The 12,411-nt window shown below is 68.4% G+C and carries 8 protein-coding genes; 1 reads left to right on the plus strand and 7 read right to left on the minus strand.

Annotated features, from left to right (window positions below; translation table 11 throughout):
* The 5 genes from CGK74_RS10850 to xdhA form a co-directional block, all read right to left on the minus strand.
* On the minus strand, window positions 1-933 hold the full coding sequence (locus tag CGK74_RS10850; RefSeq protein ID WP_094268505.1) for an ABC transporter permease: 933 nt from the start codon (window positions 931-933) through the stop codon (window positions 1-3).
* 13 nt (window positions 934-946) lie between these two features.
* On the minus strand, window positions 947-2,020 hold the full coding sequence (locus CGK74_RS10855) for an ABC transporter permease (protein WP_094268506.1): 1,074 nt from the start codon (window positions 2,018-2,020) through the stop codon (window positions 947-949).
* Window positions 2,013-3,608, minus strand: coding sequence for an ABC transporter ATP-binding protein (locus CGK74_RS10860; protein WP_094268507.1), 1,596 nt, complete (start codon window positions 3,606-3,608; stop codon window positions 2,013-2,015). The genes CGK74_RS10855 and CGK74_RS10860 overlap by 8 nt, the downstream gene beginning before the upstream one ends.
* A gap of 62 nt (window positions 3,609-3,670) precedes the next feature.
* The gene (gene xdhB / locus CGK74_RS10865; protein WP_094268508.1) at window positions 3,671-5,968 is read right to left on the minus strand and encodes a xanthine dehydrogenase molybdopterin binding subunit; all 2,298 of its coding nucleotides are present in this window, start codon (window positions 5,966-5,968) and stop codon (window positions 3,671-3,673) included.
* The gene (gene xdhA, locus CGK74_RS10870; protein ID WP_094268509.1) at window positions 5,965-7,488 is read right to left on the minus strand and encodes a xanthine dehydrogenase small subunit; all 1,524 of its coding nucleotides are present in this window, start codon (window positions 7,486-7,488) and stop codon (window positions 5,965-5,967) included. The genes xdhB and xdhA overlap by 4 nt, the downstream gene beginning before the upstream one ends.
* A 428-nt stretch (window positions 7,489-7,916) precedes the next feature.
* On the opposite strand from xdhA, the gene CGK74_RS10875 reads away from it, so the two are divergent.
* Complete coding sequence (locus CGK74_RS10875; protein WP_094268602.1) at window positions 7,917-8,270, plus strand: hypothetical protein; 354 nt, start codon at window positions 7,917-7,919, stop codon at window positions 8,268-8,270.
* Between the two features lie 42 nt (window positions 8,271-8,312).
* On the opposite strand, the gene CGK74_RS10880 is transcribed toward CGK74_RS10875, so the two are convergent.
* Both CGK74_RS10880 and CGK74_RS10885 read right to left on the minus strand, forming a co-directional pair.
* Complete coding sequence (locus tag CGK74_RS10880) at window positions 8,313-9,122, minus strand: tetratricopeptide repeat protein (protein ID WP_094268510.1); 810 nt, start codon at window positions 9,120-9,122, stop codon at window positions 8,313-8,315.
* A 261-nt stretch (window positions 9,123-9,383) separates the two neighbouring features.
* The gene (locus CGK74_RS10885; protein ID WP_094268603.1) at window positions 9,384-12,257 is read right to left on the minus strand and encodes an adenosylcobalamin-dependent ribonucleoside-diphosphate reductase; all 2,874 of its coding nucleotides are present in this window, start codon (window positions 12,255-12,257) and stop codon (window positions 9,384-9,386) included.
* Between the last annotated feature and the right edge of the window lie 154 nt (window positions 12,258-12,411).

A 12,411-nucleotide genomic window follows, 5' to 3' on the forward strand; every position in this document is an offset into this window, starting at 1 on the left:
TCAGGCGTCCGGCCTGTACGGCTTGCCCAGCGAGACCGGCGAGTTGAGCCTGATCGTGTTGGCGTTGCGCGAGATCGCCACCAGCACGACGATGGTCGCCCAGTAGGGCAGGGACGACAGCAGTTGCGAGGGGAAATCGATCTGCAGGCCCGAGCCTTGGATGAAGAGCTGGGTGATCATCACGCCGCCGAACAGGTAGGCGCCGATCATCACCCGCAGCGGCCGCCAGGTGGCGAACACCACCAGCGCCAGCGCGATCCAGCCGCGCCCGGCGACCATGCCCTCGGCCCACATCGGCGTGTAGAACACCGACAGGAAGGCGCCGCCGATGCCGGCCATGGCGCCGCCGAACAGCACCGCCAGGTAGCGAATGCGGATCACCGGATAACCGATGGCGTGCGCCGACGCGGGCGATTCGCCCACCGCGCGCAGCACAAGGCCGGCGCGGCTGCGGTAGAGGAACCACAGCAGGCCCCAGAACAGCGCCCAGGAAAAATACACCAGCGCCTGCTGGTTGTAGAGCGCCTCGCCTATCAGCGGCAGGTCGGCGATGAAGGGGATGCGGATCGGCGGCACCGCTTGCAGCGCGACCGCTTCGTAGGGTTTGCCGACGAAGGCCGCCAGGCCGACGCCGAAGATCGCCAGCGCCAGCCCGGAAGCGACCTGATTGGCCATCAGCGTCAGCGTCAGCATGCCGAAGATCAGCGCGATCACCATGCCTGCGCCCATGCCGGCCAGCACGCCTAGCCAGGGGCTGCCGCTGTGGTGGGTGACGGCGAAGGCGGCGACCGCGCCCATGGCCATCATGCCCTCGGCGCCGAGGTTGAGCACGCCGGCCTTCTCGCTGACGAGCAGGCCGAGCGCGACGATGATCAGCGGCGTGCCCGCCACCACCGTGGCGAACAGCATCGAGGTGAAGAGGCTGGCGTCCATCGTTCGTGCCTCCTCAGTGGCCTTGGACCGCGCGGCGGCGCAGCCGCAGGCGGTAGTTGATGAACACGTCCGAGCCGAGCAGGAAGAACAGCAGCATGCCCTGGAACACCATCGAGATCGAGCTGGGCAGGTTCAGGTATTGCTGCGCCTGCTCGCCGCCGATGTACAGCAGCGCCATCAGCAGGCTGGCGAGCAGGATGCCGAAGGCGTTGAGGCGGCCGACGAAGGCGACGATGATCGCGGCGAAGCCGTAGCCGCTGCCGACCTTGTCGGTGAGCTGGCCCATCGGCCCGGCAACTTCCCCCATGCCCGCCAGCCCCGCAGCGGCGCCGCCCAGCAGCAGACCGATCCAGATCATGCGCGTGGCCGAGAAGCCCGCGTAGCGCGCGGCGTCCGGTGCCTCGCCCGCCACCCGCATGCGGAAACCGGCGAAGCTGCGGTTCATGAAGGCGTAACCCGCCACCAGCACCGCGAGCGCCAGCGCAAAGCCTAGGTGCAGGCGGGTGCCCTCGAGCAGCACCGGCATCAGCGCCGCGTCGCCGAACATCTGGGTCTGCGGGAAGTTGAAGCCGTCCGGATCCTTCCACGGTCCGAACACCAGCCACGACACGAACAGCTGCGCCACGTACACCAGCATCAGCGACACGAGAATCTCGTTGGCGTTGAAGCGCGTGCGCAGCAGCGCCGGGATTGCCGCCCAGGCCGCACCGCCGAGGGCGCCGGCCACGATCATCGCCGGCAGCAGCAGGGCGCTTTCCGAGCCGTCGAAATACAGCGCCACCCCGGTCGCTGCCACCGCGCCGAGCATGAACTGGCCCTCGGCACCGATGTTCCACACGTTGGCGCGGAAGCCGATCGCCAGCCCGATCGCGCACAGCATCAGCGGCGTGGCCTTGAGCAGCAGTTCGGACAGGCCGTACAGGTCCTTCACCGGATTGAGGAAGAAGATGCGGAAACCTTCGAGCGGATCCTTGCCGAGGGCGGAGAACACCAGCATGCCGCCGGCGATTGTCAGCACGACCGCAAGCAGCGGCGACAGCCAGGACATCAGCCGCGAGGGTTCGGCGCGGGCTTCGAGTTCAAGCATGCAGGGACTCCGCGCGGTTCGTCGGCAGTTCGGAGGAGTCGGCGCCCGGCCACATGCCGCTCATCCACACGCCGATGTCCTCCACCGTGGTCTCGGACGCCGGGCGGGTGGGCGACAGCCGACCCTTGGCGATCACCGCGATGCGGTCGCAGATCTCGAACAGCTCGTCGAGCTCTTCCGAGATGACCAGCACCGCGCAGCCGCGGTCGCGCAGATCGATCAGCGACTGGCGGATGAAGGTCGCGGCGCCGACGTCTACACCCCAGGTGGGTTGGGCGCAGACCAGCAGCCCGGGTGCCTGCAGGATCTCGCGGCCGACGATGAACTTCTGCAGGTTCCCGCCCGACAGCGACTTGGCCGCCGCACCGGGCCCGCCGCACTTGACATTGAAGGCCTCGATGCAGCGCTGGGCGAAGTCGCGCGCGCGCTCGAAGCGCAGGAAGCCGCCTGCCAGCAGGCCCTGGCTGTGCGCGGCGGTGAGCAGGGCGTTGTCGGCCAGCGACATGCCGGGCACGGCGCCGCGGCCGAGGCGTTCCTCGGGCACGAAGCACAGGCCGAGCTTGCGCCGCTGGCCGGGACTGAGACGCCCGGCCTCGACACCGCAGATCTGCACCGGGAATCTCTCCGCCAGCACGTCCTCGCCGGAGATCGCGCGCAGCAGTTCCTGCTGGCCGTTGCCCGACACGCCGGCAATGCCAACGATCTCGCCCGCGCGTACGTCGAGATGGATGTCCTTCAGGTCGGTGCCGAATGGGTCGTCCGAGGCGTGCGACAGGCCGGCCAGACGCAGGCGCACGTCGCCGTCGGTGCGGGCGGCACCGTGTTCGCAGTGCGGCAGGTCCTTGCCGATCATCAGCCGCGCCATCGACGCGGGCGTCTCCTGCGCCGGGATGCATTCGCCGGTGACCTTGCCGCCGCGCAGCACCGTGGCGGTGTGGCAGAGCGCCTGGATCTCGTCGAGCTTGTGGCTGATGTAGAGGATCGAGCAGCCCTCGGCGGCGAGCTGGCGCAGGGTCTCGAACAGCTTGCGCACCGCCTGCGGTGTCAGCACCGAGGTCGGCTCGTCCATGATCAGCAGGCGCGGGTTCTGCAGCAGGCAGCGGATGATCTCGACGCGCTGGCGTTCGCCCACCGACAGTGCGTGGATGTGGCGGCGCGGATCGACCGGCAGGCCGTAGCGTTCGGACACCTCGGTGATGCGCTGCGCCAGTTCGTCCAGCGCCGGGTTGCCGGGCAGGGCCAGCGCCACGTTCTCGACCACGGTCAGGGTCTCGAACAGCGAGAAGTGCTGGAACACCATGCCGATGCCCAGGCTGCGGGCGTGCGCCGGATTCTCGACGCGGACTTCCTCGCCTTCCCAGTAGATGTGCCCCGCGCTCTGGTGCGTGACGCCGTAGATGATCTTCATCAGCGTCGATTTGCCGGCCCCGTTCTCGCCCAGGATGGCGCGGATCTCGCCCGGCTGTACCGACAGGTCGACCTGGTCGTTGGCGACCACGGTCGGATAGACCTTGCTGATGCCCCGCAGCTGCAGGCGCGGGGCGGTCGCAGCCGGAGGCGGGACGGGTTGGGAAGTGCTCTGACTCATGGTCGGTGCATCCGCGGCATCGTCGGACGGGGCAGGTTGTGCTCGTGGGGGCGCATTGTGCCTCAAGTCCCGCCGATTTCCCGCATCGCGTCGGCGGCGCGCAGGATCGCTTCGGGTGTGGCCGGGGCGTCGAGCGGCGGCGCGACGCGGTGTCCGGCGAGACTGCCGAGCGCGTCGCGGATGGCGAAGAACACCGAGAACGCAAGCAGCAGCGGCGGTTCGCCTACCGCCTTGGAGCGCAGGATGGTGTCTTCGCGGTTGGCGTTGTCGAACAGTCGCACGCGGAAATCGGGCGGGCAGTCGTGGATGGCGGGGATCTTGTAGGTGGAGGGCGCATGCGTCAGCAGGCGGCCCTCATCGTTCCACACCAGCTCCTCCAGCGTCAGCCAGCCCAGGCCCTGCATGAAGCCGCCTTCGACCTGGCCGCGGTCGATCGCCGGGTTTATCGATCGGCCGGCGTCGTGCAACAGGTCGGCCCGCAGCAGCGTCCATTCGCCGGTCAGGGTGTCGACCGCGACCTCGGACACCGCCGCGCCGTAGGCGAAGTAGTAGAAGGGGTGACCGGTGAGCGTGCGGGCGTCCCAGTGCAGGCCGGGGGTGGCGTAGAAGCCGTCGGACCATAATTGCAGACGGGCGACGTAGGCCTCGCGTACGAGCTGGGCGAAAGGGATGCGTGCAGTGCCGGCCTGTACGTGGTCGTCGGCGAACACCACGTCGACGGCGGCGACGCCAGTGCGCTCGGCGGCGAAGGTTGCCAGGCGGTCGCGGATGCGGCGCGCGGCCGCTTCGGCCGCCTTGCCGTTGAGATCCGAGCCGCTCGACGCCGCCGTGGCCGAGGTGTTGGCGACCTTGCCGGTGTCGGTGGCGGTGCAGCGGACGCGCGCCAGCGGCACGCCCAGCGTGTGCGCCACGACCTGTGCGACCTTGGTGTTGAGGCCCTGACCCATCTCGGTGCCGCCGTGGTTCACCAGCACCGAACCGTCAGTGTAGACGTGCACCAGCGCGCCCGCCTGGTTGAGGTGGCTGAGGTTGAAGGAGATGCCGAACTTCACCGGCGTCAGCGCCAGCCCCTTGCGGATCACCGGACTGCCGGCGTTGAAGGCGGCAATCTGCGCGCGGCGGGCGCGGTAGTCGCTGTCTTCTTCCAGCTGCGCGACCAGGGTGTGGATGACGTTGTCGGCGACCGGCTGGCCATAGGGCGTGGTGTCGCGGCCGGCGCCGGCCTGTGCCGCGTAGAAGTTGCGCTTGCGCACATCCAGCGGGTCGAGCCCGGTGGCGTAGGCGATGTCGTCGAGGATGCGCTCGATCGCGAAGGCGCCCTGCGGCCCGCCGAAGCCGCGGAAGGCGGTGCTCGACTGGCGATTGGTGCGCGCGCAGCAGGCGGAAACGTCGGCCGCGGGCAGGTAGTAGGCGTTGTCGACATGGCAGACGGCGCGCGTGGCGACCGGGCCGCTGAGGTCGGCCGACCAGCCGGCGTCGAGCACCATGTCGATGCGCACACCGTGCAGCAGGCCATCCGTATCGAAGCCGGCGGCCCAGTCGCAATGCACGGCGTGGCGCTTGCCGGTGACGAGCATGTCGTCGTCGCGGTCGGGCCGCAGTTTGACCGGGCGTTGCAGCCGTTGCGCGGCCAGCGATGCGATGCAGGCGAAGACGGCGGACTGCGCTTCCTTGCCGCCGAAGCCGCCGCCCATGCGCCGCACCTCGACCCGCACCCGGTGGCTGGCCACGCCGAGCATGGCCGCGACCGCGTGCTGCATCTCGCTCGGGTGCTGGGTGGAACTGTGCAGGTGCAGGCCGCCATCCTCCGTCGGCCAGGCGTACGCGATCTGGCCTTCGAGATAGAAGTGCTCCTGCGCGCCAACCCTGGCGCGCCCCGCAAGCTGCAGCGGGGCCTGGGCGAGGGCGGTTTCGGCATCGCCGCGGGCGAGCCTGAGCGGTGGCAGCACCCAGGACTGCTGACGGTGGGCTTCGAGCGGATCGAGCACGGCCGGTCGCGGTGCGTAGTCAACGGCCGCAAGGCGCGCGGCATGGCGCGCCTGCTCGCGCGTGTCGGCGACGACGGCGAACACCGGCTGGCCAAGGTAGTGGACTTCGCCATCGGCCAGGATCGGCTCGTCGTGCAGCACGGCGCCGCAGTCGTTGACAGCGGGAATGTCGGCGGCGGTGAGGACCGCGCGCACACCCGGCGCCGCGCGCACGGCCTCGAGGTCGAGGGCGGCGATGCGCGCATGGGCATGTGGCGACAGGCCGAGGGCGCAGTGCAGCGTGCCGGCGAGTTCGGGCAGGTCGTCGACATAGGGCGCGCTGCCGGTGACGTGCAGGTGCGCGGACTCGTGCGGCGGGACGGGGCGGCTCATTGCCGTGCTCCTTCGCGCAGCGCGGACACCCGGGTCGCCGTGGTGGGCAGCGGCGCCTCGGGGCGCGTCTCGAGCCAGAAGCGCCACAACAGGTTGCGTGCGACGCGGCGGCGATAGTCGGCACTGGCGCGCAGGTCGGTTTGCGGCGTGTAGTCGGCGTCGAGCGCGGCCATCGCGGCGCGAACCGCGGCCTCGGACCACTGCTGGCCGGTGAGCGCCGCCTCGGCCGTTGCTGCGCGGCGCGGTGTGGCGGCCATGCCGCCGAAGGCGATGCGCGCCTCGACAATCTGCGCTGCGTCACTGCCGGTCGCGGGCTCGATGCGCAGCGCGAACGCGGCGCAGACGGCGGAAATGTCGGAGTCGAAGCGCTTGGCGACTTTGTAGCTGCGGAACACCTGGGCATCGTCGGGCAGCGGCACCTCGATTGCGGCAAGGAGTTCGTCGGACGCCATTGCGGTGCGACGGTAGCCAAGGTACAGCGTCTCTAGCGGCAGGCAGCGGTTGCCGCGCACGCTCGCAAGCTCGACCGTGGCGCCGAGCGCGATCAGCGCCGGCATCGAATCGCCGATGGGCGAGCCGTTGGCAACGTTACCCCCGAGCGTGCCGGCGTTGCGGATCGGGGGTGAGGCGAAGCGCTCGGCGATCTCCGCCAGCTGCGGCCAGTGCGGCACCAGCGCCGCCCAGGCCGCGGTGAGGCTTGCGCCGGCGCCGATGCGCAGCCGATTGGCGCGCACGTCGATCCGTTTCAGTTCATCCACGGCGCCGATGTAGAGAATGTCATCGAGGTCGCGAAGCTGCTTCGTCACCCACAGGCCGACGTCGGTGCAGCCGGCCAGCAGCGTGGCATCCGGGGACGCGGCACGGGCAGCGAGCAGTGCGTCGAGCGTGCGGGGCGCGCGGAAGCGGCCCGCAGGGTGACGGAGGTCCAGTGGCGTGCCGGTGTCCAGGTTGCGCAGCTGGTCCCGTAGGGCGGCGCGATCGAACGGTGCCGGCAGCGCGAACATGCGCTGCGCGGCGTCGAGGATGGGGCGGTAGCCGGTGCAGCGGCACAGGTTGCCGCTCAGCGCGCTGCAAGCGGATTCGGGGGGCGGACGCTGCGTGTGACCGGCTGCATTGTTGTAGTGCGCCCACAGTGACATCACGAAGCCCGGCGTACAGAAGCCGCATTGCGAACCATGGCAATCGACCATGGCCTGCTGCGCCGGGTGCAGGCCGCCGCCCGCTGCGCGGATGCCCTCGACCGTGAACACCGCCTTGCCGTCGAGCGCGGGCAGGAACTGGATGCAGGCGTTGAGGGCGGCGAGGCGGACCCCGTCAGGGGCGGCAGGATCGAGTTCGCCAACGACCACCGTGCAGGCGCCGCAGTCGCCCTCGGCGCAGCCCTCCTTGGTGCCAGAGAGTCCGCGTGATTCGCGCAGCCAAGTCAGCAGGCTGCGGGTCGGCGCGCAGTCGGCGATCTCGAGCGCCTCGCCGTTGAGCAGCAGGCGGATCGGGCGTGGCGGAGCGGCGGGGCGGTTCATCGGATCGACTCCTGCGGCGTGGCTGTCGTGAAAAGCGTCACGGAGGCCGGTGCGGCGATTTGCGCCTGCTCGGGGGCGAGCGGCGCCCGTCGATCCGAAGGTCTCAGACCGGCCGGAGCCTTGTCAAACGGGGATTTCGGATACGTTGGTCGGGGCGGCGAAGGGGGCGGAATGAGGCCCCGGGTTGCGTCTGAATTCGTGCTTTCTATCGACAAATCAGAAACTTGTTTCCACAGGAGGTTTATCGCCCGCAGTGAGGCGACTATACTGCAGCCATTGTGTTGCGGTGCAGCAAATGCTGTCGCCGCGCATCCGTGCTTTCGGGCCGTTCGCGTCGCGGTGTGTTTCGTCCCGCCTGTGCGAATGCCGGCCCGGACTCGAAGCTGCCGATGCGAACGCTCTCCTTTGCCAACTATCAGGATTCGATCATGAAAACCCCCATGCATTTTGCCGCTGCCGCCACCCTGGCCCTTGGTCTGGCAGCCACGCCCGCCCTCGCTGAAAACGCCACGCTGAAGGTTGCGCTGGCGGACTCCGCCGCCATGCAGGCCCAGCCGCTGGCCGTGATGCTCGACCAGCCGACGGGCGGTGCCTTTGTTTATTTGCAGGAAGAAGGCTGGAAGTTCTCGGCTCGCAACGCGGCCGCAGGCAACGTCGACGCGCCCGTGCCGGGCGCCGGCCAGCCGGTGAGCCTGTTCGTCGATGGCCCGACCGGCTTCGTGTTCAGCTACGTGGTGGACAAGGGCTGGACCTACGCCGGCCGCGTTGGCGGCGCCGAGTAAGTTCTGCCGCGGGCGCGCCCGGCCGCGCCCGGCCGCGCCCGCCTAGTCCTGCGCGACGGGGCCCGATATCGGCAGCGCGAGATTGCCTTCGGCCGCGACGGATTCGGCCTGCGCGGCCTTCAGTTCTTCCTGCGACAGCTTCAGCGCGATGTTGTCGCGTTCATGCACGCCATCCATGTTCATCTGCGCCGCCGCGCGATTGAACCAGACGTAGGCCGTTACCGCGTTCTGCTCCACCCCAAGGCCGCTGCGATACAGCCGGCCGAGCTCGACCATGCCGTCGGTGTTGCCGGCATCGGCCGACGCGCGTACCCATTTTTCCGCGTACTCGTAGTTCTGCGGCACGCCCACGCCGCTGCGGTAGAGCTTGCCCAGTTGCAGCATCGCGCCGGAGTGCCCGCTGGCGGCGGCACGGCTGAGCCAATGCACCGCTTCGGCCCCTGCCGCCTTGCCGTGCGAGGCATCGAGCAGGGCGGCGCGCCCGATGCGGTATTGGGCCTCAGGGTCGCCTGCCTTCGCGGCCTCGAGCGTGCTGGTGGTCGGTGGCGCTTCCTGCATCGCCGTTTCCGTCGTGCCGGAGCTGTCATCGTCCTCGCCTGCCAGCAGCGCGGCGGCAACCAGGCCCACGCCTGCCAGCAGCACCGCGGCGACAACGGTCGCCCAAGTGCCTGTCTGGCTATTTCCGCTGCTGTTGCGCGCCGGCGGCTTGGCGATGAAGCGATGCGAGCACGCCAGGCAGCGATAGGGGTGGCCACCGGGGTGAGACAGCTTCTCCTCGTGTGAGCGCCAGCGTGACTCGCGGCAGCGACTCGCACCACATTCGGGACAGCAGGGCGCGGCGCGAGCGCTCATGACGTGGAGTGCCTTCAAAGGTCGTCCCGGCGCGTCAGGGTGGGCCGGGTATTTCGGGTGGTGCTACAGGTGTGTGTGGCACGCAGTTGCTTATATGCGTCGGAATGCGATTCTCGGTCAAACAGCGCCGAAGTTCAAGGTGGGCGCGGGGTCTGGGCGCGAAGGGTGCTGCGGGTCGGGGCGGAGAATATGAAAAAAGGGTGCCGTTTGGCACCCCTTTTCCAATTGGGGGCGAGCCCCCGTTCGGGTCTGATCCCCGGATCAGCCGCAGGTCCCCACCGCGCCGCAGGCGGTGCAGAAGTCGCAGCCGTCCTTGCGGATCACCGTGTGGTTGCCGCACTCGGTGCACAGCGCGCCCTGCATCAGCTTGGGCTCGTTGTCGTCGCGCGGCGACTCGAGGATGCCCATCTCGCGCGTCGGGTAGCCGCGCTCGTCGAGCACGCCAAGCATGGCGTAGCGGTGGATGATGAGCTGCGCCAGGTAGGCCACCGTGCTGGGCCAGTTCTGCTGGCGGCGGGTGCCGGGCACGAAGGCCATGAAGTCGCCCAGCGGCTCGGGGTAGTCGAGCAGCTTGCGCAGCTTCATGCCGATCCAGGCCGGGTCCATGACGCGCATGTCGAGCGACAGGATGCGGGTCAGGCCGTCCAGGGCGCGCGGGTAGTTGCCCGACAGCCACACCGAGTACGGGCGGGTGACGCCGTCCGGCAGGGTGATTTCCTTCAGGCCGAGCACGAAGTCTTCACCGGTGGCCGGGTTGTAGATGTCCACCGTCCACGACAGGGTGCCGTCGGTGCCGGTCTTGGGCTCCTCGAGGCTGAACAGGGTGTCGAGCACGCTGTTGCTCTCGTCTTCCTTGTCGAACACGCCGAGCTTCTCGCAGCGGTAGTTCACCACCTGGGCGAAGGCCGACACCACGCCGGGCACCAGCTTCTTCTCGCCGTGCGGCGGGAAGGGCATCTCGAACGAGCGCTCGCCCACAGTACGGGCCAGGGTGTCGAGCTTGAGCTTGAGCCAGCCGCGGTCATTGGCGCGCATGTCCATCGACAGGGTCTTGGCCACTGCGCCCAGGCCGCGCGGCTGGTCGGCACCGTTCACCCACACTTCAAAGGGGAAGCTGCCGCCGTTGTTGCCCACCTGGCCGACGAACAGCGCAAAGCCGCCGGTCGGGGTGTTGAGCATGTAGGTCCAGGCCAGGTTGCCATCGGGAAGGTCCGGACGGCCGGGCCAGCGCAGGCTCGAGAGCACCGGGGCCGGCAGGTTCTTGATCGACAGGCGCTTGTTTGCGTCGGAAATCTCGACGTCGTGCGGCTGCTTCTGCTCGGTGGTCGGGGTGACCGACAGCACCGAACCCAGCACCGAGTTGGGGCGGTACGTGGCGAGACCCTTCAGGCCAGCCTTCCACGCGGTGAGGTAGAGGTCCTCGAATTCGGCGTAGGGGTAGTCCTCGGGCACGTTCACCGTCTTGGAGATGGACGTGTCGATGTAGGGGGCGACGGCGGCGACCATGTCCTTGTGCGCCTGCGCGGAGATCTCCAGCGCGGTGACGAAGGATTCCGGCAGCTTGTCGACGTTGCCGCCGAGGTGGCGGTACAGGCGCCACGCGTAGTCCTCGACCGCGTACTCCTTGAAGGTGCCGTCGGCCATGCGCTTGCGGCGGGTGTAGGTGTAGGAGAAGGGCGGCTCGATGCCGTTCGAGGCGTTGTCGGCGAAGGCCAGGCTGATGGTGCCGGTGGGCGCGATCGACAGCAGGTGCGAGTTGCGGATGCCGTTCTTGCGGATCCTGTCCTTCACGTCGGCCGGCAGGCGCGAGGCGAAGTTGCCGCCCGACAGGTACAGGTCGGCGTTGAACAGCGGGAAGGCGCCGCGCTCCTTGGCCAGGTCGGACGAGGCGAGGTAGGCACGATTACGCATGAATTCGGAGATCTTGCGCGCTTCCTCGCGTGCCTCGGTTGTGTCGTAGCGCTTGCCGAGCATGATCAGCGCGTCACCCAGGCCGGTGAAACCCAGACCCACGCGGCGCTTGGACTGCGCTTCGGCATGCTGCTGCTCGAGCGGCCAGTGGGTGGCTTCGAGCACGTTGTCGAGCATGCGGATAGAGACGTCGACCACCTTGCCGAAGCCGGCGTAATCGAACTCGGCCTTGTCGCTGAACGGGTTCTTGACGAAGGGCGTCAGGTTGATCGAGCCCAGGCAGCAGCAACCGTAGGGCGGCAGCGGCTGTTCGGCGCAGGGGTTGGTGGCCTCGATGGTCTCGCAGTAGTACAGGTTGTTGTCCTGGTTCATGCGGTCGAGGAACAGGATGCCCGGCTCGGCGTGGTCGTAGGTCGAGCGCATGATCTGGTCCCACAGATCGCGCGCGCGCACCTTGCGGTACACCCACAGGCCGTCGTCGCGCTGGTAGGCGCCGGCCTGCTTCAGTTCTTCGGTGGGCTCGGCCTTGTGCGCGAGCTCGACGTCGCCATTGGCCTCGACGGCCTGCATGAAGGGGTCGGTCACGCCAACCGAGATGTTGAAGTTGGTGAGGTCGCCTTCGTCCTTGGCGTGGATGAATTCCTCGATGTCCGGATGGTCGCAGCGCAGCACGCCCATCTGCGCACCGCGGCGCGCACCCGCAGACTCGACCGTCTCGCACGAGCGGTCGAACACGCGCATGTAGGACACCGGGCCGGAGGCGTTCGACGCCGTGCCCTTCACGAGCGCGCCCTTCGGGCGGATCGACGAGAAGTCGTAGCCGACGCCGCCGCCGCGGCGCATGGTCTCGGCGGCCTGGGCCAGCGCGGTGTAGATGCCGGGGCGGCCATCGACGGCCTCGGTCACCGAGTCGCCGACCGGCTGCACGAAGCAGTTGATCAGCGTGGCGGCCAGCGTGGTGCCCGCGGCGCTGTTGATGCGACCGGCGGGCACGAAACCCTTTTCCTGCGCTTCGAGGAATTTCGCTTCCCAGTGGGCGCGCTTATCCTCGGCCTCGACCGCGGCGAGTGCGCGCGCGACGCGCTGGCGCACCTGGGCAACGGTCTGCTCGTCGCCTTTGGCATATTTCTCGATGAGGACTTCGCCCGAGATTTCCTGCATCGCCAGGTTGGCGGCGGTGGGCTTGACGTTGCCTTGGGTGGGTGCGCTGGTGGTCTCGCTCATGGTCTTTTTCTTCATCCGTGGGAGGTTCGTAAAACGGACTGAAGAATAGCGCCTAAACTGCGCGAGCGCAAAAAAATAAAACCGTTTAAAAACAAAAGCTTAATTATTATGGTTGTGTTGCATTTAAAAAAACAATACTAGATCTAGTAGCAAA

This window comes from Thauera propionica, from assembly GCF_002245655.1.
Lineage (GTDB): Bacteria > Pseudomonadota > Gammaproteobacteria > Burkholderiales > Rhodocyclaceae > Thauera > Thauera propionica.